Here is a 24,454-nt window from a genome sequence, read left to right as displayed (position 1 = left end):
ATTGGAGGTTATTCAAAATGACTCTAGACAAAGTTGTGAAATCGCTTGGATTTATCTGTTTCTTAGCTGGAATCGTTCGAATAGGAATGACACCATCGTCGCTCATCTGGGGAGATGACAGTTCGCCGGAAGTGATATGCGGGTTTATCGCTTGTATCCTGATGGCGATCAGTTCTATTGCGCTATATATGGCACAGTCGAAGGAGACCGGCGTATTGGGCTTCATTTCTACACTGCTTATCATGATTGGCAATTTGCTTGTTGCCTCTAATTTTTACGGTTTGTTTGCATACGGCGATTATGCGAAAAAAGGGCAGCTGTTCGTTGATCTCACCGGAGCTGTCTCCGGTATGGGGATGCTGCTTGGAACTATTATTTTAATGATTGTTACTTTTAGAGGTAAAGTATTTCCACGGTGGACGATTATTTTGTTTATTCTCATGCTCATATCGTTCGGTATGCCGGGGCTTGAGAAATGGTTTGCCTTCTTCTGGGGCTTGGTGTATGTGGGAATGGGCTATATGATATGGACGGGAAATTTTTTCACGAAGGTAAAAAATTCAAAAGAATTAACCGCATAAGTTGCAGCAAGGAACTCCGGCCGTAAGGTCGGTTTTTTTTCGTATAGGAAGGTTTAAATATACAGCAGGCAAAAAGACTGCCATTCGGCAGTCTAATCGCTTGTTGTTTGAATGTCGATTTAAGGTATTTTAACGTTAAGTTCTGCGAGATAATTAGTTGTAGATACGCCTACAGGAGGACCGAATTCAAATTCGACAGTAGCTGCATATTTGCCGGTTGAGTCACTAATCTGTAAGGAAATTGGCGCATGCCCCTCTGGCACCCATCTGGCGGTAGCCTTGTAACGGCCAATCGGTATTTGATCAATGCCCGCTCCATTTGAAATCGGACCTCCGCGTTTCGTTATCGTACGACCGGCACTACCATCGAGCAGTGGGCCGGCGGGAGTCAGCGTGATTTCCAGATCGCTCATATCGAACTCCGGCAGTGAATCGTCCGATGACGTAAAATTCGGATATATATAAATCATTCCTTCAAATTTGCTCCAAGTAAAATTGCGGACGGCTCCAGTGCTTCCCGAAAACGGTAGATCCTTATCAACGTTTAAATGGAAGGTGTAATCCATTTCGTTAAATGATTTCGTTATATCAGCGCCCATATGCCATGATGTAGCTATCAGAGGCAGCTCGATCCGATAGTGTCCCGATTCATCGGTAACGCCAAGAATATTGCTGTCGTAAAGCATTGTGTTATCGGCGAAAACAACAATATCAGGGAGAGGCTGGCCTTTTGCATCCCGCACATAACCTTTAACGACATACGGCTCAGCCACCTCTATTACCGGATCCGGGATTGGAGCAGGAGAAGGAGAAGGGGTTGGTGATGGTGTGTTTGGAACTTCATCAGCTGCATCAATTCGAACTGTCATCTCGTTACCATTTCTGGAGTACGACACCTTGTATCCGCTGTTTTCCGCTACAAAGCGAAGTGGGACTAAGGTGCTCCCATTCAGGATTTGGGCAGGGACATCCAAGCTCACGTTTTTACCATTCACAATTGCGGTGGTACTGTTAATTGTCAATTCAATCTTGAGTCCATCTTTAATTCCGATCGCTTTCTGGGACCCGTCAGTCTCCTTCCACTGAACCTCGAAACCCAGCGTTTCAAATAATTTACGGAACGGTACAAGTGTTGAACCATCTTTCAGTACGGGACTGACTTGATCGAACTGAAGCTCTTGACCATTAAAAAGCACATGAATTAGCGGATTATCCGAAGTTGGAACAGGGGTTGGGGTCTGAGGTGTTGGTATAGGTTGCGGTGGCGGGCTTGAAGAGCCCGTGCTCTCCCCTGTTGTCATCGGACTTTTATACTTTATCGGTTTGGAAACTACGGTCCCTTGAGGAGTTAAAATTTCTAAGACATAATATTGCGTTTCCTTGATCGTGCCGTTATCGCTGGCGTAGAGGTCTAAGTTAAGCTCTCCCTCAAATTCACCGACAGGCTCTTTCACATCCTTTCGAAACCCTTGGTTAATGATGATGCTTTCATGTGATGTACCACTTGACGATGTAACCGTTTTATCTTGCACAATGCCGAGGAGCCACCCCGTTGTTACATGGTTGGTTCTCCATACCCCTTGGTAGTTATCCTTACCATAAGCATCCGTGGAACGTAATACGACGGAATTGATAACCGTATTCTGAGCTAGACTTAGCCGTAGCTTGAAGTGACCGTCCTTGTTGCCCTCAGGTGTAAAATCAGCTGCACCTACGATGTCAGATGACGTATCTAGCAAGCTAAACTCCTTGATTTGCACGCTTGCAGGGGGCGTCTCGCCAAAAGCACCGGCAATACTGCCGAACCCCAAACACCCCGCCAATAAAAATGTAATGGCTGAGGTTTGTTTACGTTTGTTGAACTTCAATGTCATAGATTCCATTCTCTCCCTTTGTCAAATGAATTGTATTTACTTGCTGGAATTAGCATACAACACGTGCAATTCACTTTTCTTGAGACACCACTGGGAAATGTTTGGGATAAAACCGGGAAGTTTTCGGGAGTATAAAATAAGTTGCGTTTCGTCACTATCTCCGCCCCCAGCCTGCTAAAAAGCGTTCACCCAGTTGAGTGAACGCTGTGGAAACTTTATTTAGCTCACATTTTGCCGGGCGTTACCTTGGAAAGAGTAACCTGGTTCCCTTGTAGGGTGAGCGACGCTTGATAATACCCCCTCCCGCATGATGAACTGTTGCATCGACAATTATAGGAACCGGAACAGCCGCAAACATAGAACCTTGTTTCATTAAATCCCGTGTAGATGGTTGAGGTATTTTCAAAGAACGTGTGCGCATGATGCGTAAAAATGCCGAGCACTTTATCCCGGACGCTTACCGGAATCGACTTGAAGAAATGCCCCGTCTCCTCTGCGCTCAGCACATGCGAGGAGTCCACCGTAATGCCGTTCACACGTAGCGGCCAGTGGCAATCGATAATATAGTAGTAGTTAGCGCTGAGCGATTTCAGTAGGGATATGCTGTCATAGCTGAACTTGCCCGGTGCGTTATCAAGCCAGACATACTTCACCCTGCCACCTGTCCCCGGAAAATTCATCATACCAAGCACCGGATTCAAATATTTCCGGAATTGCTCCCGCGTATCGTCCTCCCAATTTCCGATGGACGCTTTGTATGGAATACTGGTCCCGAGCACGCTCGTCACAGCATCCTTGAACGCCTGATAATCGCTATCCGCCTGCGCGCCTTTCGACCCATGTTTATTATCACCGCCAAAAATAACAAAACTTGTACTCCCAAGACGAACGGCCTTGGGCAGTATGCTTTTAAAAATACTCAAGCTGTTCGAATAGCCGACATGACAATCGCCTATGATCGAAAAATTGACGGTCTGGGCAGCTGTTGTATTGTGGTTCTGCCAAAGCACCTGGTTGGGAAACGGATACAAGCGGGGCTTAGACTTGCGGACTTCCCCTGCTCTCATAAGTAATCACCCTTTCGGAAACGCCGTTTACAAAACAATATGGCTATAGACTTCTTTTTTGAGTAAGGCATATAATACAATTTATGAGTTATTAGTCGAAAGGATGTGTCATACAATTGGCCTCATCAAGCAGTTCAATTCAACAAATCCCCTATTATAAGAACTATTGGGTATCACGAATGTTATCCTCAATTGCCTTCCAGATGCTTTCTGTAGCGATCGGTTGGCAAATGTATGAGCTGACCCATGATGCCTTCAGTCTCGGTCTTGTTGGACTAGCCCAATTTCTCCCCATGGTTCTGCTGACCTTGGTCGTTGGGCATTTCGCAGACCGCTATGATCGGCGATATATCGTCTTTCTCTGCCAAATCGTAGAGGGCGTTATCGCCTTATTGCTTTTATCGGGTAGTCTTACAAATTCGTTAGGTCAGAATCATATCCTAGTAATGGCGGCCATTTTAGGAGCATGCCGAGCATTCGAAGGTCCTTCCTCTTCAGCTTTGCTGCCTCAATTGGTACCCAAGGAATTCCTTCAACAGGCGATATCGTGGAACACCTCGGTCGGACAATTATCGCAGATACTTGGACCCTCCATGGGGGGATTACTTTATTGGGCAGGCTCATCTTTTGTTTATACAGCCGCCTCGCTCGCCCTTTTAACCGCGGGCATCCTAACCTTCTTCATCCGTTCAACGCCTATTGTGCGCAAATCTGAGCCGGTGTCTCTACGTTCCCTCTTCTCTGGCATCATGTTCGTTTACCGCCAACCCATCATCCTGGGGACGATATCACTTGACCTTTTTGCTGTATTGTTGGGTGGTGCAACCGCTTTATTGCCAATTTTTTCACAGGATATTCTTCATACAGGACCATGGGGACTAGGTTTAATGAGGACCGCACCGGCTATCGGCGCCTTGTTAATGTCAATTGTCTTGGTCTATTATCCACTGAAAAAAGCTGTTGGCTACATTCTGTTTGCAGCGCTCGCCGTCTTTGGATTAGCGACTATGCTCTTCGCCGTTTCGAGCCATTTATTCATTTCCCTTGTGGCATTATTCTTCATTGGTGCTTCAGATGTGATTAGTGTCATCATTCGGTCATCTCTCGTACAACTGCAAACTCCGGATGAAATGCGGGGGCGGGTCAATGCCGTTAACTCCCTCTTTATCGGTACCTCTAATCAGTTGGGAGAGTTTGAGTCGGGGACTTTAGCCGGATTTATTGGAGCAGTTCCTGCGGTATTCGTCGGTGGTCTTGGTACGCTTGCAATCGCGGGGCTTTGGATGTATCTATTCCCATCACTTCGAAAAATGCGAACCCTATCTGAGCCGTCGTAAATGATGAATTCGCTTCTGCGGCCTGAAATAGCGTATAGTTGAAGCAGTTGAAAATATATTCCAGGAGGCTATAGCCATGTCACAAGAGATTTGGATTAACTTGCCGGTCAAAGATGTTGAGAGGTCAACCGCCTTTTTTAATGAGATTGGATTCCAAGCAGTGAGTATGGGTAACGAGAGAGCCAAGCTTGCCATAGGCCAAACAACGATTTTGCTGTTCCCGGATACGGTGTTTGAGAAATTTACAGGTTCAAAAATCGCAGATACTTCCCATAGCGCAGAAGTCATATTCTCCATTGGCGCTAAGAGCAGAGAAGAAGTAAATACCTTTATTCAAAAAGTAGAGTTTGCCGGAGGAAGCATCTTTGGCAAGCCGAGTGAAACGGATGGTTGGATGTACGGTGCAGGTTTTGCCGACTTGGATGGTCACCGCTGGAACCTGTTATACATGGATGAGAGCAAAATGCCTAAACGCTAATAGAAAACACCGGTCACCTGCTTAAGGTAACCGGTGTTTATTTCATTTTAAACTTGTTATACAATTCATTCCTCAGAAAGCTGTTATCCTCCTATTACTAATAATGAGACTCTCCTCGCTATTTCCTCTTGATTCATTTCAACTTTTCCAGAAGCCCATTGAAGTGCACCTTCATTAATGATATTTGCAAATATAGGCACATAAAGATTCCTTTCAGTTTCTGTTTGCATATTCTCTAAACTTTTCATCAAATAGATCTTCAACTCATTTATCATTTTTTCTTTCAGTTGTGGTACGACTAAACCTATATAGCTGCTGCGGCATTTCATTTTCGGTTGTTGATAAAAATAACATGCTCCTAGGACGAGCTGAAAGATGCTATTCTGATCGAATGTCACAGTTCCTGAAGTAAATTCCACAATTGCAGCAGAAGCGGAGTCTCCAATCATGTAGTCCAATAACTCGTACTTATCATTGAAATGAGCATAAAAAGTAGCCCTGTTCACATGTGCTCTTTGAGAAATATCCGCTATTCTTATTTTTTCAAAATCTTTTTCAGAAACTAACTGCAAAAATGCGTTGATTAGTAACTGTTTTGTTTGTGTATTTCGTATGTTCAATACTTTTGTGCCCATTTCCATCATACCTTCCCCGACAATTTATCTGCTTTATCGCTATAGCAACATTCCTGCAATGATTGTTGGTTGTTTCCATTCATGCAACGGTTGTATATTTCTCATTAAGGCAACATCTGTTACTTTAATATACCATACCTAATGGAGGCTGAAAGATGCGGATTGCAGATGGTATTGAAATGTTGGAGCTAAATTGGGGGATGATGACGATCTGCCCGACTGTTTTATTCGACAAACAGGAGTCGATACTGATTGACACAGGGATGCCTGGCTCTGCCCCAGCAATTTTGGAGCTTATTCAGCGAGCGGGCATTAAACAACGCCTTAGCACCATCCTTTTAACCCATCAAGATATTGATCATATCGGGGGCCTTCCAACCTTTATAGCAGATAATTCGGGACTACTTGTTTATGCTCATGAAAAGGATCAGGCAGTTATTAATGGGAAACAGCCGATGCTTAAAATACCATTGGAAAGACTATTCGGTCTGTTGGCTACACTTCCGAAGAAGATACAAAGCGATTTTGAAGCAGCTTTCGTTAAGCCCGCGAGTGCAAATGTTAATCGTACATTGGTAGACGGCGAAACACTGCCATTTGCTGGCGGGATCAAAGTGATTCACACGCCTGGCCATACACCTGGACATGTCTGTTTCTATCATCAGCCCACCAAGACGTTAATTGCGGGAGATGCTATGGTAATCGAAAATGGAGAACTCAAAGGCCCAATTGAAGCCTTAACACCTAATTTGAGAACTGCGCTTCAATCATTGAAGAAGCTCAACATGTATGACATTGAAACTGTCATCTGCTATCATGGCGGGCGATTATGTGGCAATATGAATGAGAGGATTGCCGCGTTGACGGACAGGACTTCATAATTAAAATTTGGAGCTTCAAATTGCATGGTTAAATGCTACTGACACACTGTTGTCAGTAGCGTTTTTATATAATCGGAGTAAGTAAATGAAAGGAGTGGGAATTAAATGCGAAGAATTTTGGCCCAAAATGATATGCTACTGAGTGGTATCATCTATTATAGGAAGGATGGTATCTCATGAATTTTGCATCTGTACGCATCATTACCGACGACGTGGATCGTCTCGTCGATTTCTATGAGAAAGTCATGGGAGTCTCAGCGGAACGCCTCGCGCCCGTCTTTGCCGAACTTGTTGTGCCATCGTGCACCCTGGCGATCGGCCACTCCCAGACGGTACAATTGTTCGGCGCTGGTTCCGCTGAGGCGGCTAACAATCGGACAGTCATCATCGAGTTTCACGTCCAAGATGTCGATGCCGAATACGAGCGCTTGAAGCCGTTTGTCGACGAGTGGGTAAACGAACCAACCACGATGCCGTGGGGTAACCGTGCTGTGCTGTTTCGCGATCCGGACGGTAACCTGATTAACCTCTTCACACCGGTGACCGAGGAAGCGATCAAACGGTTCAGCGGTAGATCTTGACTGTTTGACTGACCGCTTCGATGGTCATTTCCCCCTCATGGTAACATTCCCTATCTACCCCATCAATTGAGCAAAGGCAGCCTACCGGCTGCCTTTGCTTATTTTCAAACAAGCAATCATCTTCTAATTGGTGTCCTACTCAAATAAGAACCAAATCAAAAGCAATACAAAAACTAAGACCAAATGATAAAGTGGTATGGCCGAAATCAGTAAAAATCCTTGCTTCCGCTTGACGATCGCGAGAATCAAACATACCAAATACGTAATCAAATACAAGCTGGACACGATCACGAATGCGTATACGATAAATAATAACAGGGCGCTATCGCCTTCCGATCGAACCCCGGCAATCTGCATGATGTTTGCAATCATCAAGAAAGGATATGGCAGCAACGCAAGCCCGCCTATGATAAGGAATATAATGCTTAACGCTTTTTTATTGATGATGATGCACCTCACTTTTTATTCAAAAATTATTATATCACAGTACAACACGACGAAATGAAAAAATCTGTCAATGCTGAGCGATGAACGTATCCAGGCATAAATCATCTTATGAATGGTGATATTTTCACTTAAATAATATATTAGTACAATGAAGCAGGACTTTTAGCCCAAAGCTAGTAATTATATGAATATTATTATTACTTTAGAGGGTGTAACATGGATTTTTTGTCGTTTACTGACTTGACCTTGTTTTTACTTTTGTTTGCATTATTTGTCTATGTATTTGCTTCCGTAACCATCACGATTCTGCACAAAGTTTATTTAACATTCCATTTTTGCATGATGTTCTGGCCAATCTGCCAATTTGCCATTAAAGCGGTGGACACGCCCAAAGTTCAATTATTTTATTTAAAACTATCTTTTATTGACATGTGCCTGATAGCCGTCGGTTGGCTTCTTTTCACCATATTTCTCACTGGACATACACGATTCCTGAGAAAAAAAGTGCCAATATTGCTTTTTGTTCCAGCTATATTTGTAGCAATTTGCGCGATTGTGAATCCAAATGGTAAGTTCGTTCTACCTTTGCAGGGTAATTACATCCACAGGACTTATGGACCCCTTTTTTGGGTTCTCATTACTGTTTTGATCGGCTATGTTATAGTTTCGCTTTATCTGATGAGTCGGGCTTTAATATCCGACAAGGCACCACGTATCAAAACGCAGGTCAAGCAAGTGTTTAAAGGAATTACGGTAATGACCGTATTCGTATGTTTAGATATATTCTTAAATGTTGTCCTTCATTTACCTTTACCCGCGATTCCAGGGTTGACATCCTTAGGCATATTACTTTCTGCTATTTTCTTTGTCATAGCCATTCATCGCGATAAAGCATTTGATATTGTAAAAATAGCTCATCAAGATATTATAGACACTATCGATCATGGTATTCTGGTACTCAATGATAATGAAGTAGTTGTAGAAATAAATCGCACTCTACTTCCTCATATTAGTTTTCGTATAGGTTCCCGTTTTGATATGGCCAATCTTCTCTCAAAAGGGCAATCTAAGAGCAATATTCACTCGTTCCTTCAAACGTATCAAATGCACCCTTTGAAGCGAACTCAAATCGAAATACAGTTCCCTAATGAACGGTATGTGAATATTCAAACAGCACCTATCCGTGTGGATAGTGAAATGGTGGGACGTGTTATCACTTTTCAAGATGTGAGTGAATTTTATCGCCTCATTCATGAAACGAATTCTCAGAACGAGATCCTGCATGAACGCAACCAATCGTTAATTATTAAACAAGATGAACTCTCACTAACAAACCGGAAACTCGAAAAGATGGCTATAACCGATGGGCTAACAGGTATTTATAACCGTCGTTACCTGACACAAAAGTTAGAGTATGAAGTAATGAATAATATCAAACACCAAATCCCATTCTCAGTCATTTTATTAGATATCGACTATTTTAAGTTAATCAACGACAGTTACGGCCATTTAGTCGGTGATCAAATGATACTTAGCACGGTGGCAGCAATTCGACAAACCCTGCGTCAAACAGACCTTTTGGCTCGTTATGGCGGGGAGGAGTTTATAATCTATTTACCGCGAACGGGTCAATTACAGGCGAACCTCTTAGCTGAGCGAGTCAAAAATACCGTTGAATCCAATAAGATGATCGTTAAAAATGTACCTCATTCCTTATCGATTACGATAAGTATTGGTTTACTAACGATTAATAATTTCACCATGGAAAGTCTAAGAAGTCCCCATTCCTATTTAAACGAATTGCTTGAATCTGCAGATAAAGCTTTGTATAGAGCAAAAGAAGAAGGCCGAAATCGAATTGTCAGTGTCGTAAAATAAAAAAGATTGAACTAACGTTCACCCGTTAGTACAATCTTTTTTGCTTTCATATCGTTCCGCTCCAAACTCGCGCACGTTCTTTCATTTCCTCTACAAAAGAGCGCTTATAGTTCTGATATCCCAGTAAGCTATTGGGTGATGTTTGCGCCGCTGCTTTCTTAATTGCAGCATAGCGACAGACTTCATCCGGATGCTCGCGTAAATAATCACGAAATACGATATTATCTCTCCACAAGTCGCCATCAAATGGTACGAAACTTACGTTAAAGTTATTCCCCCTCTTTTCCGGAAAAAAAATCGACCAGGTCTTCGCCCATCTTCCCTTAAAAATTCATAGTCTAACTCTTCGAGAGCTTCAATATGAACTTCCATCAGACTAACATCTGATTGTATCCCAACCAGAATATCTACAATAGGTTTAGCATCTAGCCCTTCAACGGAAGTGCTGCCGAAATGTTCAATTGAATGAACGATATCGTTAATTACATTTCTTAAGCTGCGTGCTTCCTCGGTAAATAATACGAACCAATTAGGGTCAAAAGGAACTACGCTAACTTCGTTTTCTTCGACCTCGTACCGTTTTTTTGACATCTCGTATCAGCACCTTCCATAATAGCACATACATCTTCCCCTACAGTTACTCCCCATCATTGTCATTTAGAATCTTTTCCCTGTATTGCCCCGGTGTTAATCCAGTCGTTTTCTTGAAATAGCGAATAAAGTTTTGCGCATTATTATATTGAAGCTTTTGCGACATATCGGCTATTTTCATATCTGTTTCCAGCAGCCATTTTTTGGCGATTTCCATCCGGTATGAAAGCAAATAGTCGGTAAAATTAATATTCAAACTTTTTTTCAATGCACGCCGGATATAGCTGGAGTGATAATTAAGTCGCGAAGCGCACTCCTCGAGCGTTAATTCCCGGTCATATTCACTTTGAATAATCCGGATGACCTCATTTGATATTTTTTGATGCGGCGCTTCCTTGTTCTGATCCTCCGTATGGATAATCGGCATAATAATTTGCACCATAAACCAATCCTCAATCTCCTGAATCGTGTTAAAACGCTTCAATTGTTCATACAACGGTGTCGCATTTGTATCCAGCGAGAAAGAAGGCCGTTCCTGCCGCTCCGGGATGTACAACAAATCCAGCAGAAGCTTCATAAGCCAGTTATACATCTGGTTATGTTTGAGCTCGCGATTCGACAATATTTGCAGAAACTCCTTTAATAAGGCATGGGCTCGCTTCTCATCCGTGAACTTCACGGCCTCCACCAGCTGCTTTTCCAGATGATCAGGAAAAAACACCATTTGCTTTTCCGGTTCTTCATTTTCGATAAAAAGGATCGTCTCGGTAACTTTCGTTATGCGATACTTCAGCGCATCAAGCCCCTCTTCATAGGCTTTAGGAGTATCCTTATACATTTGGAAAGGTCGGCTGATGCCTGCACTGATAGGAAGATCAAGAAATGTTAGCACGTTAGCCTGGACTTGCTTGATCGTTTCATATAGAAACTCCTTAAATGCTTCCGGTGAATCGTGATTACCATGGATGACGGTAACCTGTGATTGCTTGATAACTACAGGATTCAGACGATACTCGGTTGGCACCAGCTCCTCTACAATGTTGCTGACCGCAAACAATAACAGGTCACGGTCGCTTTCTTGATAGCGAGTAGGTTCAAGTGTTTCCATCTGAATCACCACGACGGCGAGCCATCGGAATTCCGGGTTATAACCAAACAGCCTGATCTGCTCTTCAATCTCTTTGGCCGATAGTTCCCCCTGCACTAATTTATATATCATAAAAGGTTTTAATTGATTCCTTAAACTTTGTACATGGCTAGTCATATGCCTATAATTTTGCGTCATTTTTTCTATTCGGCTTTCGATTACCTTGAACTCATCCTTTGGATCCTGAGATTCAGAAGCTTCCCCCGGTTGTGCGGTGCTCTGATATAAGCCTCTGACAGGCAAATACAGCTTATTTGCTCCCTTCAGCGAGAGAACTGAAATCAAAACAATGATGATGAAACAGGCCCATATTGTAGCCCAACCGATGGATTGTGATTCCCGTGTGAGGCTGTCCAGCGACACGACAGACAGGTACGTCCATCCATTATAGGACGATTTGCGGTAAGTGAAACCGTACTCTTCTTTCCCCATTTTTTGAATACGGTAACCGTTTGGGTCGGAAGCTTCGGTCATCTCCTTCAACAGCGGCGTATTTCGAACGAGCGCATCCAATGAGGACGCCATGTCGGTCGCGATAATATTACTTTTGTCGTCTAGAATGATCAACGATCCCAGTTCACTGCTTTTGGGAAGTACTTTGAACAGCTCCTGATTTGACATTTGGGTTACCAGAAAAGCACTGGGATTCGCCGAAAGATTCGGAAATTGTTTGAACAAAAAGACATTCGTTTGTGATGGCTTTCCTGCTTTTCCCTCCACCGTTTGTGTCATCCATTTGAACTGCCTGTTGAGTGGAGAAGATGAACGAAACAGCTGAAGATCCTCCGATTCTTTCAACTTTGAGTAACCCTTATCATTTATCTCCCACTGCTGATCAATATTAATCAGTCGAATATCGAGAATTCCCAGCTCGTAAATTTGTATGCGCTGCATCGTTTCTAACAATCTGTCTACCAGCGGGAAATCGTTAGCCTTTATTTGTATAGGAAGAAGATCTGTAACCGCTTGCGAATTGCCAAGTTGAAAGATGGAGAAATCGATAATTTTTAGCGTGTTTTCAATTTGGATCTGCGTCTGCTGAAGAAGCTGCTCATTTCCTTTCAGCACTTTGCTTTCAATGATGCTCGATGATTTCATATACGAAAAAATGCCTAGCACCATAACAGGTATGGCGCCAAGCAGTAGGCATAATGCAAATAGTTTCACTTGATAACGGGGCAAATTCAGCTTCATGACAATCTCACTTTCTTTATGCCATTTATAAGATTCGATTGCGTACATTATCGCATGAAGTGGGTGCCATCGCACCCATTATTTTTTCATTGTTTTCTCATACTCGCTTTTGTACTCGGACATGACTTGGTCTCCGCCTAGCTTTTGCCAGTTAGCAATGGCTTGTTGAAAGCCATTTTCGTCCAGTTCACCCAAGATAAATTTGGTTCTAGCATCCGTAATGACCTGATCCAGCTGTTTTCCTTTTTCCATATAGGTTTTGGAAAGAAGCGGCAAGGCCGGGTTCGGAACTGCGTATTGTTCGTTGTTCTGAATAAGCTTGGTATACTTATCAACGCTAGGATCCTGCTTACCGGGAAGTGCCTTGCTGCCATCAAACACCATTAATTGGAACAAGTTATTATAGATTTCGTCGGTGAATACTTGCTCGTCAATCCGCACTGCTTGGCCATTCTCCACCTTATAGTGTTTGCCTTCAATCCCCCACGCCATTAGGTTCTGCACCTTTTCATCACCGAGCTTATCGATATAGGTAAGAACTTTTTTGAGTTCATCCTCGGTTTTTACACTAGTTTTCGGAATCATATATACGCTGTTGTAGCCGGTACCTCCCTGCACTTTCATTCCCCCAGGTCCGCTCAAAGTAGCAACAGTATCCAATTCAGCCTTTGGATTCGCTTTCAATAAGTCAGTGAACCGGGAGTTCAAATCATCATAAGCCCCAATGTATACGCCTGCTTTACCTTGATTCACCAATACAGTTCGGTCTTTGACCACTGGAAAGTCACTGTTAAACAATTTATCCTTGAACATTTGCTGCAGTAATTTCATCGTATCCATATAAGGCTTCGTCATGAAATCCGGCGACATTTTACCATCTTTGTATTCCCACGTATTCGGAGCGCCCATCATAGCAAGGAGGTGAAAAATTTGCGCGCTGCTTGAATCAAATGAAATGCCGTACGTGTCATTTTTACCATTTTTGTCAGGGTCGTTATAGGTAAAAGCTTTAAAAATATTCATCAAGTCGTCGAGGTTTTTTGGTTCCTGAAGCCCCAAATTATTTAACCAGTCTTTGCGAATAATGACACCGTTACGCGCCATCGGTCTCCAACGGAAAATGCTGTACACTTTACCGTCAATTGACGTATTGGTTAGACGTGTAGCATCCAATGTTTTCAGATTCGGATAATCCTTCAGATATGGCCCCAGTTCCCAGAACAAGCCTGCTCGTGCAGCTTCGATAATCGCAGGGTTGCGGTCGTCCTTCACGAGAAGGATTTGTGGCAGATCCCCGGCGACAGCGATCGATGCGGTTACTTTCTCGCTATAACTTGAACTTGGGACCCAAGTTATGTTTAATTTCGTGTTGGTGTACTCTTGAAGCAGTTTCATCGCTTCGCTATCCATTTTTGGAGGCTCTGGCGTCAAATATAAGTTCATCATGGTAAGTTCCGCTGGCTTCGTAGATTCCGATGCACTAGGTTTGGTTCCCTCGCCATTGGAACATGCCGAAGCAAGAATAATTGATAATGCTCCTGTAACAAGTAGTCCCCGCTTAAAAATATGATTCGTTTTCATGGATACGCTAGCCCCCTAATTACGAACTTTTAATAGTCAAAACAATCTTATCGAATAACTTCAAGTGTAGCTTCCATTAGTTCCTCATCCAATTCGATCCCCAACCCTGGTCCATGCGGTACCAGGACATGTCCATCTTTCACTTCGAAAGGCTGTTTCAAATAACGTTCTCTGGTACTGTTTGTTTCGATATTGTATTCGTAAAAGCTGCTGCATTCCGGCGAGCTCGCTGCCAAATGAATGGCTGCTGCGAAGCCGATTCCCTTAGTGGTGTTGTGCGGAACATAGTGAATGCCGAACGCACGGCATAAAGCAGCAGCGCGCTTCGCGCTAGATATTCCCCCACATTTGACAGGATCGGCTGCGTACAGATGACAAGCGCCCTTGCTAATAAAGTCACGGAAAGTGAATATATTCCAATCCTGTTCGCCCACATGGATAGGGACAGGCAGCGTGTTCGACAGCTTCACGTAAGTGTCTACATCGTAATACGGGCAAGGCTCTTCAAAATGATGAATGTTGTATTCCTTAATACGGTCGAAAAGTTGTACGGCTTGAATGTAAGTATAAGAGCTGTTGCCGTCAATCATCAGCTTGCAATCAGGTCCAATCGCTTCTCGAGCCGCCTTGACCTTGAGCACATCATCGTGCAAATCAACCGGGAGCCCTGTCCCGAAACGAGGTCCTACCTTGATTTTGACGGCTTTGACCTTAAGACGATCGATCGCATCTCGAATTTTATCCGCTTCTTCCGCATGGGTTAGATCGCGACTCATACTGGATGCATAAAGCGGAATGTGATCACGATAGAGACCTCCGATTAAATTATACACCGGCTGGTTTAAATAGCGACCCTTCAGATCCCATAACGCGATTTCGAGACCGCTGTACGCCGAGGCAAGCAATTGACCTGATATTTTGTAATTTCTCCGCAGCACCACCTCTTCGATCAATTCCGTTTGAAAAGGGTCCATCCCAATGACAGCAGGCTTGATCACCGTGTTCATAATTTGCATCAGCACATCCGGCCGCATCGGGCTTGATTCGCCGAAACCATAAACTCCTTCGTCGGTTTCTACTTTTACATAAAACAATCCCATCGTTTGCTTGTAACAAGTAATGCTCGTAATTTTCATGTTAGCCTCCTAGTGTCGTTACAAAAATAATCGGTTCGTAATCAGCAGCCTGCTGTATAACTAGCCTTTCACGGAACCGAGCAAAACCCCTTTGGCAAAATGCTTTTGCAAAAACGGATAAACAAGTAGAATCGGCACGGTCGATACAACAATAACCGCCATCTTGATCACTTCGCCGGGAGGCGCTACATAATCGCTCCCCATCTGTTGTGAATCCCCTACCCCCCCTTGTGATAAGATGACAATTTGGCGAAGCCATACTTGAATCGGCCATTTCGTCGTATCATTGATATATAGAATGGCATTAAAAAACGTGTTCCAGTGACCCACCGCATAAAATAAGGCAAAGGTTGCCATGGCCGGAAGGGATAGTGGCAGCACAATGCGGATCAAAATTTGAAAATCGTTACATCCGTCGATTTTCGCAGACTCCTCCAGCCCGTCGGGCAGCTGTTGGAAGAAATTCCTTATAATAATCAAGTTAAATGCACTGATGGCGCCTGGAATAAGCAATGATCCATAACTGTTAAGCAGTCCAAGCGATTTCACAACCAGAAATGTTGGAATCATCCCTCCACTGAACAACATCGTGAACAAAATGAGCAGCATAATCGGACGTCGTCCCATAAACTCGTTTCTCGCGAGCGGATAAGCTGTCAGCGTGGTAAAAAACAGGTTGATTAACGTGCCTGCAATGGTTATGAAAGCGGTTACACATAAACTCCATAAAATCGTTTTCGTCGAAAAAATATATTTGTAACCATCAAGCGATAATTTCGTTGGAATCAGGACGACACCGCGGCGAATCAGCTCTTCAGAAGCCGTTAACGAGCCTGACAATACAAACACGAACGGAATCAAAGTAATTAAGGCAACGGCAATTAACACGACGACATTTACAAAATCAAAAATACGTGAGCCGAGTGATTGACGAATCATGGCAGCAGCTCCTTTCAACTTTAATAAACACCTTGTTCCCCGAACTTCTTTGCAATCTTGTTAGCCGCTAATACCAAGCATAAGCCTACTAATGATTTGAACAAACCAACAGCCGTGCTGAAGCTGAACTGTCCCTGTTGAACGCCGTTAGAATAGACATAAGTGTCGAACACTTCTCCTACCTCACGGTTGGTCGAATTGAGCATGAGAAAGATTTGTTCAAAGCCAGTATCCAAAAAGTTACCTAGCCTCAATATGAACAAAATGACAATTGTACTACGAATTGCCGGCAACGTGATGTGCCACATCTGTTTGAAGCGTCCTGCACCATCGATTTTTGCTGCCTCGTATAACGTAGGATCAACACCTGACAACGCGGCCAGGAAGATGATTGTCCCCCATCCGGATTCCTTCCAAATGACTTCCAGAATGATCATCGGCCGGAACCATGTATTTGACATGAGAAAATTGGTTTTTTCCATGCCCGCTTGGACAAGCATGTTCGTAAAGATACCGTTCTCCAATGAGAAGAAGGTGTAAGCCATTCCAACAACGACAACCCAGGATACAAAGTGCGGAATATAGATGGCCGTCTGTACTGTACGTTTAAACCATTCCAGACGCAGTTCGTTGAGCATCAACGCAATGAGTATCGGGATTGGGAAGAAAAAGACGATATTGTAGATAGCCAACACGAACGTGTTTTTAAACAACAGCCAAAACACAGGATCGTGGAAAAAGCGATCAAAGTGCTTGAAACCGACCCAAGGACTGTTCCAAAAACCGCGAAATGGTAAGTAGTCCTTAAAGGCAATCAGTACTCCCCACATCGGCCAATATTTAAAAAGGCCAAAATAAAGCAGTCCCGGTGTAACCATGATATACAAATAACGGCTTTTAACGAGTCTTCTCCAGAAAAGACTCCCGCTGCGCCCCCAGCCAACCGTTGACTTCCTCACGGACACATCCGTTTTCAAGGCTAACGCCTCCTTTCTGCTGCGTGTAATTAAGTCAAAGTAAGTACATCCTTGATACGGATAGGCCGGTTCTCTTTAACGGAGATCCAAACAGCTTCGCCGGTCCCTACGGAATTAGCGCCGTCGATCGAGCCTGATAATATATCATAGGGCCGAGTCGGATCCGGACCGAGAAAAATATCTTCTAAAAGCGCAGGATCGCCGCCACCGTGTCCGCCTTGTCGATGAACAACATGAATTGTTTCCTTGGAGCCGAAGAGCGGGAAGTATTCGATCGTCTGCTCGGGTACCGGGAACGGAACCCTGCTGGGAGAATGGTATTCCATGGTTTCGATGCGGCCTTTCGTGCCGTTGATCGCAAGCCGATAACCCTCGTAAGGAAGGGAAAAGTTAACGGAATACGTTAGTAATGCACCGCCGTCATATTTAACGGTAGCGGAATACGTATCTTCGATATTGATGTCAGAATCGAATATGCAAGCATCGGCCCGGTAAGCGCTGTACGGCGCCTGGACATCAGCTGATCCCACGTCGACATGGTCATCTTTCACATGCACTTCCTTGCTCCGCGATGACCAACGCATGAAATAATGGCAATCTCCTTTATCCGCGCAAGTTCCGCAGTAACGTCCTTCCTCCTTCTTCGGATTCAGCTCGCCATCGGGGCCGTAGTAGTTTAGCGCGCCATAGGCGAAGACTTCCAGTGGACTCTGACCGATCCACCAGTTGACCAAATCGAAGTGATGGGAGCTTTTATGAATGGAAAGTCCTCCGGAATGCTCACGAATACGATTCCAACGTTTAAAATAACTAGCTCCATGGTAGGTATCAATGTACCAATTCAGGTCAACGGAAGTCACTCTGCCAACCTTTCCTTCCAATACCATTTCTTTAATCCGGCTGTGAATGGGCGTGTACCGGTAATTAAAGGTTACCGTCACTTTGCCGTTGCTTTTTTTCTCTGCATCGATAATACGGCGGCAATCCGCCCCTGTCGTTGCCATGGGTTTCTCGGACAACACATCCAAGTCATGTTCCAGCGCTCTAATGATATACGTCACGTGCGTATCATCACGCCCTGTTACAATAATCACATCCGGCTTTGTTTGTTCGACCATTTTATCGAAATCATCAGCCCCATATTCCGGAACGTCGGAAAGCTCTGGATATTTGGACTTACATACGTCAAACCGCCTTGTGTCGACATCGAGTAATCCGACAATCTCAGCCTGCTTCGAAAAAGTTTGCAGCATCGGACCGATATACATTTTCACGCTTCGATTGCTGACACCGCATATCGCGTATCTTCGTCGTTTCATGATGCACCTCTTTTTGTGATTAAGTTTTCGTCATGCAGTAAAACTTATCTCATTATTTCTTAGAACCGAATAAATGGATACAATCTTTAAAGCGACTTTTTCTCAAATCGTTTATCAACGGGGCTTTCCGTGTGCTAGGAGTCCATTTTTATTAACGAATAATCATTAGCATCCCGTTTAATAATCTTTATAGATACACGAACGGTTTGCGATAATGGATTTTGAAACGCAAAAAACCAGCAAACTAGTGTTTGCTGGTTTCTTCACTATCCTGTCATGATCCGTTCGACGGGATAACGATATTTGGCGTCGTCTTGCTTGCCTCGAAGGAAGAAGAAGCAGGTGGTTAAGCCGATTCTTCCGAGAAACATGAGCACCATAAGAATGCATTGAGAGAACACGCCAAGATCCGGTGTTACACCGAGAGATAAGCCCACAGTGCCGAAGGCAGAGCATACCTCCAGTATAATCGCGATTAGTGGCAGTTGATAATTGGCTTTACAGATGGCTATAACCGATATCACGCATAAAATAGTGGCAAGTAGAAAAATAGCAAGAGATTTCAGAATATCTTCCTGATGCACCTCTCTTCGAAATATCTTGATTGAGCGGTAGCCTCTCGAAAACTGATAGATGAAAAGCATATTTAATGCAAACGTTGTAGTACGAATTCCTCCACCTACGGAATTGGGAGATCCGCCGATAAACATATAAAAGCTCATTAAGAGAAGGCTTGGTACGGATAAATGATTAATGTCCATCGTTGTAAGCCCTGCGCTTCTCGTTGTTGCGGTTTGGAAAAAGGCATAGAAAAACCTATCCATCAAGGGCATGTCTTTTAAAAAATGATCGCTCTCAAACAGCAGCATAAGGATCGTCCCGAGTACAAGAAGAAATCCATAAGTAACCGTCGTTATTTTTGTAAAAAGCGAAAAGCGAAAGATCTCTTTAGACCGTTTTCTTAGATGAGTTAGAAACGCCTTGCCTTCAATTAACACGGGAAAACCAATAGCTCCGAAAATGATTAAGGCAACTGTAAGCAACTGTACAAAGTAATCGTTCGCATACGGAATCAGAGATTGTCCGGTAATATCCATTCCGGCATTCGTCGTTGCACTAATGGAGGCAAATAATCCCTGAAGAAAGGCATCCTGCCAACGATCATAATACGCTAAGAAGCGAATTCCGAAAATAAGTCCTCCAATAAGCTCTGTAAGAAGGGTAATCACTAATATTTCTCTCATCATATGTACGAGACCTGACATTTCAAACTGATTATTATCTGCCATGATGAGACGGCGTTGGGTTAAGCCTATTCGTCGGTCAAGAAGAAGCCAAAAAAACGTGCTCATCGCCATAATACCGATTCCCCCAAATTGCAAAACCAGCATGATGACGAAATAACCGAAGACGCTGTAGGTTTCTGCAACATTAAAAACGGCAAGTCCCGTGTCGCTTGCAACACTTACAGCGGTAAAGATGGTATGGAAGAAAGAAACATGGATGCCAGGCTTATGCACAGCCGGGATACTAAATAATGCCACGGAAATTATCATTGCCAAAAAGTAATAACCCGTAATCACTTGGGCGGGTGATCGTTTTTCTATCCAATTTCTTAATCTGGACCGTCCGGAGCGCATGTTCCTCCTCCTTAATCACTTGTTGACGCAGCATATTACTACCATTTTTTGCCCATATATCGGTTGTATTATTCTTATCATCAACAATTAACCGTGGAGTCCGCTCCCTTTCGTCATAAATGCACCAGCGCCCCCATATTCATGCTATAGTTTTCTATCCGCAAAATCCATAAAGCACATCCAGTCATAGCGGGTAATGTCGTGCTTTCCTTCTCTGAGATGATAACCCACTCTCTCGCTGCTCACAGGAGAATTCACAGGCGGCATATGGTGTGCATCTAGAGCGTTGAATCCATAAAGCGTATAGACCGGTTGCGCCAGAAGTAAACCTAAAAACTCAGATTTAGGATCGGCCCAATTGTCCTCTGATGCACTGGCTACATAAAGATGCCGGGGAGCAATGAGCGATAACAATAGATGTTGATCGATCGGCAGCTCATCCTCCCGTTCATTAAACTTCTTATAGTTATCGTTAAACCAGTGCGGATTTCCACGGTTAATGTTTATGAGCCTCTCCCCTGCCTTGCCTCGCGAAATGGCTGCTCCCGAACAACCGGAATCATTACTGACAACTAAGGCAAAACGTTCGTCCAAAGCACCAGCCCACAAACAGGCTTTACCGCTTCTGGAAAAACCAACAATACCTACCCGATTTGAATCAATTCGGGAATCCGTCTCCAAATAGTCCATCACACGGCTTGCACCCCATGCCCATGCAGACATAGCTCCCCAGGCATCCGGCGATCGTGATTGATCTGGCGGATCGAATACACCGTGGACGCCATTCCGGTAGCCTTCATCATAGAAATCCGGGTCCAAATCTTCCACATGATAAGAAACAGCCGCATAACCTCGGGAAACGATATCCTCCACCGGCCAATAAGACGAACACTCCTCTAATTCCACTTCGGACACACGTTGACCTTTGATTGCCGCGTAGATAAAAGTAGGTACGCGAGACCCGGTTATTGGGGTATAGAGCTGCAAACGAATACGCCCTTCGCCGCCTCGCCCTGTAAAATTGATGTCGACCTGTTTATGTACAGCTGTTCCCTGCAAAACCACTCTTTCCATCACAACATGAAATCGTAAGGAATCAGGACGGCCAACCGGTTCTCTTCCATAAACATATTCACGATATAATTCTATAATTTCAGGATGTCTAAAACTTCTCCAATCCTCAACGGTCTTGACTCGACGGCCACTGCTGCTTTCCAAAAGCTCTGGCAGTGATCTCTTTCTCTCCTCCATCCTGTCCCTCTCCCCGCCTATTTATTTCTTTGCTTCAGCAGCCGCTTCCGTGTTCGCTTTCGCAGCTTTGGCAGTTGCAATTGCTTTCGTCGATTGTTCCTCGATCATACGTAGTGCCGTAACGGTGTCTTTCGATTCTTTGAAAATGAGAGGCGCAAAAACGTTCTGCATCGGAACGTCATACCACATTAAACCATTGGCACGTGCAGCAGGCGGCATGGCTGTTTTACCATAAAAGATAGCGCTTGTGTTTTTGCCCCTCATTTGTGACAAGTTTTGTCCGAACGCCGCTTGCACGGCTTTGGACTCCGTCGGCACGATAACGCCCTCTTTCGCAAGATCGACTTGATGCTCCTCGGATAGCAGTGCCGCCATTGCTTGAAATGCAAGATCCTTCTTCTGTGATTGTTTCGTAATATACATGGAATACACATTAGGCTGATACCTCGTATCCATAGCCTCTTTAAAAGAAGGAACGGATACAATATCAAAGTTCAAATTCTTATTTTGCTCATAGTACGTAACTAAATGATCAACTGTCGCTACAGCCATTGCAATATTAGCTTTCGTCGCAAAAGTCTCAACCGTGTCAAACTGGTTAGCTGGAATATCATAGAACCGTCGTAAGTTATCTACGATATTTTTCCACTCGGGAGAGTTCAGGCTCGCCTTGTCCTCCGTTAAGCTTAGAGGAGACAATGAAAGCTGATTATAATTCATATAATGACCCGGATTTTGAGAAAATCCTTTGTAGGTGATTTCGCCATCTACGCGGGTTAGCTTCTTTGCGATTTCATAGATCTCATCATAAGTCATCCCGTTCTTCGGATAATCGACACCGAACTTGTCAAAGATGTCCTTGTTATAAAAAAGTACAAAATCGTTATTGTTATAAGGCAAACCATAGATGCTGCCATCCGTTTTCAGATTGGTCATCTGAGCCATCAGGGACGGATTTAATTGGGTTGTATCAAAATTATACTTTTTAATAAGATCCCGGATATCATACTGCAGATCATTGTCAAAGATCCAACGTTGAACATTCATGCGCGTATTATCAATGATAAGGTCTGGAATTGTTCCGGCTGCAATAAGATCCTTGTACTGTCTACCAGGGTTATCCCAATGAACATGCTTAATCTTCACGTCTGGGAATTTCTTTTTGAGGAAATCGCCGATTTGTTTATCAAAATTTTCTTCCTTGGCGAAATAAGGCGGATTGACGGTATAGATAAACAACTCATTACTCGGTGTGGCAGATGTTGTTTTGTTTGTTCCGTCTCCTCCCCCTGCAATCGGAGCTGAACTCCCGCCCTGTTCACAGCCTGCAATAAACGTTAGTACAGCAACTACGGCCAAAAACTTTTTCATGAATTATATCCCTCCGCATTTGGAATTCATCCAATATTGTAAACGCTTTACTATCTTGAATTAACCATAATACGAATCCACTTCGTATGAATTAGGGGGCTATTTCATTTTTATAGGTTATTAATTCCATCTTTATTTGCTAGACGGGCTTTATTCTGTGCCAAATAGCAAAAGGACCCGCCGCGGCGGATCCTTCGTTCTAGCTAATTCATGGTTTATTAAAGTATGCCTTTGCGATTGAAATCAATCAAATCAGGATCTAGCTCCTCAAGCTTATCCTCAAACTTATCCCACCCATTTAACTTTATAAAATTTGCTTCACCAGATGTAATTGGAACTAACCATAACATTACAATTGAAACATTTTCGGAATCATCAAATGTATGGAACGAACCTGGAAAATAAACAGGGACTGTAACATACAGCGCTTCTAAACTTGAATTATCAAATAAAGAACCGTATGGACCAATTACATCCCCTCTTAAGTACGCCATTTTGTTGTGAAACGCCTTTAAACCTACTCCTTGTAGGATGCCAGGAATATTTTTATCTCCAAAAGTTGAATCCGACACAAAAACTAATTCCTGGAGAATCTGTTTTCCTGAAACAGGTGAAATTAACGAGTCATTACTCAAACCTAAAGTTGAATATGTCGTAGTTCCAGAAAACGGATGACCATTACTGTATTTCACAATTTGAAATGGTAGTTTATTTCCATCTCCATCCTTACTCCAACCATATTGGATTGTACCTAGATGCCTTTCTAAAAATCGTATGAAGTCGTTCATGTTCCCTCCAATTTCCTTATATCAGCGTCTAACATGATAAGTGGGCAATGTTTGCAAACTCATATAAATAAAATGCTTTACCATCACAACTAATTCTAGTTATAGAGCATTCTGCAATCAAATTGTTTTGTTCATTTATGAAATTTGAGCGCGTATTATTAAGTTCATCATGAGAAAATTCATTTAACATAAAGTCTGTTATCAATCCGCCGTGAGTAACAATAACAATACTTTCATTTGGATATAGAACTGATAATTCTATCAAGCATGAAGATAATCGCTCACCAGCCCTTCTTGCAGAATCTCCAATAGGCGGCAAAAAGTCTCTTTCCCTCGTACATTGGTTCCACATAGCTACAAATTCTTCAAAGGTTTGTCCCGGCAGGTCCCCCCAATTGGCACGCTCACGCAAACGAATATCCTCAACAATTGGTATTTTGGCTGCTTTTCCGATGATCTGTGCTGTTAGTTTTGCTCTTTTCAGCGGACTGCTGAATATTCTTGATATGGTAAAATTTTGAAGAAATTTTGCTGTTACATTTGCTTGCTCTAAGCCTTCAACTGAGATGGAGACATCACCAACATCTTTTTCTTTCATCGCGTGCCTAACAAGGTAAAAATCAGTGCTCATTTTATCACTCCCCAAAATAACTTTGGCAGATATCTAATTAGTCTAACGTCTAATTAGATGATACAACATTTCTAGATCATCATAAAGATACAAAAGACAGCCATTAGTTGGCTGTCTACTATGATTGAAA

The 24,454-nt window shown here is 43.3% G+C and carries 21 protein-coding genes and 1 pseudogene; 6 read left to right on the top strand and 16 right to left on the bottom strand.

Features of this window, described 5'->3' with window-relative positions; translation table 11 throughout:
- Nucleotides 1-17 precede the first annotated feature (17 nt).
- Nucleotides 18-581: a hypothetical protein gene (locus tag AC3WTJ_RS17285; RefSeq protein ID WP_492522831.1), complete on the top strand. Its 564-nt coding sequence runs from the start codon at nt 18-20 to the stop codon at nt 579-581.
- Nucleotides 582-700: 119 nt separating this feature from the next.
- On the opposite strand, the gene AC3WTJ_RS17280 is transcribed toward AC3WTJ_RS17285, so the two are convergent.
- Complete coding sequence (locus AC3WTJ_RS17280) at nt 701-2,455, bottom strand: copper amine oxidase N-terminal domain-containing protein (protein ID WP_492522830.1); 1,755 nt, start codon at nt 2,453-2,455, stop codon at nt 701-703.
- A 224-nt stretch (nt 2,456-2,679) separates the two neighbouring features.
- Complete coding sequence (locus AC3WTJ_RS17275; RefSeq protein ID WP_492522829.1) at nt 2,680-3,522, bottom strand: metallophosphoesterase; 843 nt, start codon at nt 3,520-3,522, stop codon at nt 2,680-2,682.
- 116 nt (nt 3,523-3,638) lie between these two features.
- Between AC3WTJ_RS17275 and AC3WTJ_RS17270 the strand changes: the two genes are divergently transcribed.
- Together AC3WTJ_RS17270 and AC3WTJ_RS17265 are read left to right on the top strand one after the other, a co-directional pair.
- A complete protein-coding gene (locus tag AC3WTJ_RS17270; protein WP_492522828.1) occupies nt 3,639-4,859 on the top strand; it encodes an MFS transporter in 1,221 nt (406 codons plus the stop codon).
- A gap of 76 nt (nt 4,860-4,935) precedes the next feature.
- On the top strand, nt 4,936-5,337 hold the full coding sequence (locus AC3WTJ_RS17265) for a VOC family protein (RefSeq protein ID WP_492522827.1): 402 nt from the start codon (nt 4,936-4,938) through the stop codon (nt 5,335-5,337).
- Between the two features lie 83 nt (nt 5,338-5,420).
- Here AC3WTJ_RS17265 and AC3WTJ_RS17260 read toward each other — a convergent pair whose 3' ends face one another.
- Entirely contained in the window at nt 5,421-5,972 is a 552-nt protein-coding gene (locus AC3WTJ_RS17260) for a TetR family transcriptional regulator (protein WP_492522826.1), read from the bottom strand.
- Between the two features lie 155 nt (nt 5,973-6,127).
- Between AC3WTJ_RS17260 and AC3WTJ_RS17255 the strand changes: the two genes are divergently transcribed.
- Nucleotides 6,128-6,853, top strand: a complete 726-nt coding sequence (locus AC3WTJ_RS17255) for an MBL fold metallo-hydrolase (protein ID WP_492522825.1) — start codon at nt 6,128-6,130, stop codon at nt 6,851-6,853.
- Nucleotides 6,854-7,029: 176 nt separating this feature from the next.
- Nucleotides 7,030-7,434 carry a VOC family protein gene (locus AC3WTJ_RS17250; protein WP_492522824.1) on the top strand — a complete coding sequence of 135 codons (405 nt, stop codon included), beginning with the start codon at nt 7,030-7,032 and terminating at the stop codon, nt 7,432-7,434.
- A gap of 135 nt (nt 7,435-7,569) precedes the next feature.
- Here the strand turns inward: AC3WTJ_RS17250 and AC3WTJ_RS17245 are convergent, their stop codons facing one another.
- Nucleotides 7,570-7,827, bottom strand: a complete 258-nt coding sequence (locus AC3WTJ_RS17245) for a hypothetical protein (RefSeq protein ID WP_492522823.1) — start codon at nt 7,825-7,827, stop codon at nt 7,570-7,572.
- A 270-nt stretch (nt 7,828-8,097) separates the two neighbouring features.
- Here AC3WTJ_RS17245 and AC3WTJ_RS17240 point away from each other — a divergent pair, with 270 nt between their 5' ends.
- On the top strand, nt 8,098-9,759 hold the full coding sequence (locus AC3WTJ_RS17240; protein WP_492522822.1) for a histidine kinase N-terminal 7TM domain-containing diguanylate cyclase: 1,662 nt from the start codon (nt 8,098-8,100) through the stop codon (nt 9,757-9,759).
- Between the two features lie 46 nt (nt 9,760-9,805).
- On the opposite strand, the pseudogene AC3WTJ_RS17235 reads toward AC3WTJ_RS17240, so the two are convergent.
- From AC3WTJ_RS17235 to AC3WTJ_RS17180, 12 genes and pseudogenes are all read right to left on the bottom strand, one after another.
- Nucleotides 9,806-10,350, bottom strand: a pseudogene (locus AC3WTJ_RS17235) (GrpB family protein).
- Nucleotides 10,351-10,396: 46 nt separating this feature from the next.
- The gene (locus tag AC3WTJ_RS17230) at nt 10,397-12,691 is read right to left on the bottom strand and encodes a helix-turn-helix domain-containing protein (RefSeq protein WP_492522821.1); all 2,295 of its coding nucleotides are present in this window, start codon (nt 12,689-12,691) and stop codon (nt 10,397-10,399) included.
- A gap of 78 nt (nt 12,692-12,769) precedes the next feature.
- Nucleotides 12,770-14,272, bottom strand: a complete 1,503-nt coding sequence (locus AC3WTJ_RS17225; RefSeq protein WP_492522820.1) for an extracellular solute-binding protein — start codon at nt 14,270-14,272, stop codon at nt 12,770-12,772.
- A 47-nt stretch (nt 14,273-14,319) separates the two neighbouring features.
- Complete coding sequence (locus tag AC3WTJ_RS17220) at nt 14,320-15,408, bottom strand: mandelate racemase/muconate lactonizing enzyme family protein (RefSeq protein ID WP_492522819.1); 1,089 nt, start codon at nt 15,406-15,408, stop codon at nt 14,320-14,322.
- A 60-nt stretch (nt 15,409-15,468) separates the two neighbouring features.
- Nucleotides 15,469-16,347: a carbohydrate ABC transporter permease gene (locus AC3WTJ_RS17215; protein WP_492522818.1), complete on the bottom strand. Its 879-nt coding sequence runs from the start codon at nt 16,345-16,347 to the stop codon at nt 15,469-15,471.
- 20 nt (nt 16,348-16,367) lie between these two features.
- Nucleotides 16,368-17,225 (bottom strand): ABC transporter permease, encoded by an 858-nt coding sequence (locus tag AC3WTJ_RS17210; RefSeq protein ID WP_157322183.1) that lies wholly within the window; start codon nt 17,223-17,225, stop codon nt 16,368-16,370.
- Between the two features lie 128 nt (nt 17,226-17,353).
- Entirely contained in the window at nt 17,354-18,643 is a 1,290-nt protein-coding gene (locus tag AC3WTJ_RS17205) for a Gfo/Idh/MocA family protein (RefSeq protein ID WP_492522817.1), read from the bottom strand.
- Between the two features lie 266 nt (nt 18,644-18,909).
- Entirely contained in the window at nt 18,910-20,283 is a 1,374-nt protein-coding gene (locus AC3WTJ_RS17200) for a TrkH family potassium uptake protein (RefSeq protein ID WP_492522816.1), read from the bottom strand.
- A gap of 144 nt (nt 20,284-20,427) precedes the next feature.
- The gene (locus AC3WTJ_RS17195) at nt 20,428-21,534 is read right to left on the bottom strand and encodes a glucuronyl esterase domain-containing protein (RefSeq protein ID WP_492522815.1); all 1,107 of its coding nucleotides are present in this window, start codon (nt 21,532-21,534) and stop codon (nt 20,428-20,430) included.
- A 21-nt stretch (nt 21,535-21,555) separates the two neighbouring features.
- On the bottom strand, nt 21,556-22,905 hold the full coding sequence (locus AC3WTJ_RS17190) for an ABC transporter substrate-binding protein (protein ID WP_492522814.1): 1,350 nt from the start codon (nt 22,903-22,905) through the stop codon (nt 21,556-21,558).
- Between the two features lie 218 nt (nt 22,906-23,123).
- Nucleotides 23,124-23,693, bottom strand: a complete 570-nt coding sequence (locus tag AC3WTJ_RS17185) for a suppressor of fused domain protein (protein WP_492522813.1) — start codon at nt 23,691-23,693, stop codon at nt 23,124-23,126.
- Between the two features lie 28 nt (nt 23,694-23,721).
- Nucleotides 23,722-24,324 carry a histidine phosphatase family protein gene (locus AC3WTJ_RS17180; protein WP_492522812.1) on the bottom strand — a complete coding sequence of 201 codons (603 nt, stop codon included), beginning with the start codon at nt 24,322-24,324 and terminating at the stop codon, nt 23,722-23,724.
- Nucleotides 24,325-24,454 lie beyond the last annotated feature (130 nt).

It is taken from the genome of Paenibacillus sp. FW101-FHT12H11, assembly GCF_058790355.1.
Note: the sequence above shows the minus strand (reverse complement) of the source record. Positions and strands in the feature narration are given on the sequence as shown.

Excerpts from the sequence above, each read along its gene's own strand:
- AC3WTJ_RS17285 (WP_492522831.1), top strand. The coding sequence starts at position 18 with ATGACTCTAGACAAAGTTGTGAAATCGCTTGGATTTATCTGTTTCTTA.
- AC3WTJ_RS17280 (WP_492522830.1), bottom strand. The coding sequence starts at position 2,455 with ATGACATTGAAGTTCAACAAACGTAAACAAACCTCAGCCATTACATTT.
- AC3WTJ_RS17275 (WP_492522829.1), bottom strand. The coding sequence starts at position 3,522 with ATGAGAGCAGGGGAAGTCCGCAAGTCTAAGCCCCGCTTGTATCCGTTT.
- AC3WTJ_RS17265 (WP_492522827.1), top strand. The coding sequence starts at position 4,936 with ATGTCACAAGAGATTTGGATTAACTTGCCGGTCAAAGATGTTGAGAGG.
- AC3WTJ_RS17260 (WP_492522826.1), bottom strand. The coding sequence starts at position 5,972 with ATGGGCACAAAAGTATTGAACATACGAAATACACAAACAAAACAGTTA.
- AC3WTJ_RS17255 (WP_492522825.1), top strand. The coding sequence starts at position 6,128 with ATGCGGATTGCAGATGGTATTGAAATGTTGGAGCTAAATTGGGGGATG.
- AC3WTJ_RS17250 (WP_492522824.1), top strand. The coding sequence starts at position 7,030 with ATGAATTTTGCATCTGTACGCATCATTACCGACGACGTGGATCGTCTC.
- AC3WTJ_RS17240 (WP_492522822.1), top strand. The coding sequence starts at position 8,098 with ATGGATTTTTTGTCGTTTACTGACTTGACCTTGTTTTTACTTTTGTTT.
- AC3WTJ_RS17230 (WP_492522821.1), bottom strand. The coding sequence starts at position 12,691 with ATGAAGCTGAATTTGCCCCGTTATCAAGTGAAACTATTTGCATTATGC.
- AC3WTJ_RS17225 (WP_492522820.1), bottom strand. The coding sequence starts at position 14,272 with ATGAAAACGAATCATATTTTTAAGCGGGGACTACTTGTTACAGGAGCA.
- AC3WTJ_RS17220 (WP_492522819.1), bottom strand. The coding sequence starts at position 15,408 with ATGAAAATTACGAGCATTACTTGTTACAAGCAAACGATGGGATTGTTT.
- AC3WTJ_RS17215 (WP_492522818.1), bottom strand. The coding sequence starts at position 16,347 with ATGATTCGTCAATCACTCGGCTCACGTATTTTTGATTTTGTAAATGTC.
- AC3WTJ_RS17210 (WP_157322183.1), bottom strand. The coding sequence starts at position 17,225 with ATGGTTACACCGGGACTGCTTTATTTTGGCCTTTTTAAATATTGGCCG.
- AC3WTJ_RS17205 (WP_492522817.1), bottom strand. The coding sequence starts at position 18,643 with ATGAAACGACGAAGATACGCGATATGCGGTGTCAGCAATCGAAGCGTG.
- AC3WTJ_RS17200 (WP_492522816.1), bottom strand. The coding sequence starts at position 20,283 with ATGCGCTCCGGACGGTCCAGATTAAGAAATTGGATAGAAAAACGATCA.
- AC3WTJ_RS17195 (WP_492522815.1), bottom strand. The coding sequence starts at position 21,534 with ATGGAGGAGAGAAAGAGATCACTGCCAGAGCTTTTGGAAAGCAGCAGT.
- AC3WTJ_RS17190 (WP_492522814.1), bottom strand. The coding sequence starts at position 22,905 with ATGAAAAAGTTTTTGGCCGTAGTTGCTGTACTAACGTTTATTGCAGGC.
- AC3WTJ_RS17185 (WP_492522813.1), bottom strand. The coding sequence starts at position 23,693 with ATGAACGACTTCATACGATTTTTAGAAAGGCATCTAGGTACAATCCAA.
- AC3WTJ_RS17180 (WP_492522812.1), bottom strand. The coding sequence starts at position 24,324 with ATGAGCACTGATTTTTACCTTGTTAGGCACGCGATGAAAGAAAAAGAT.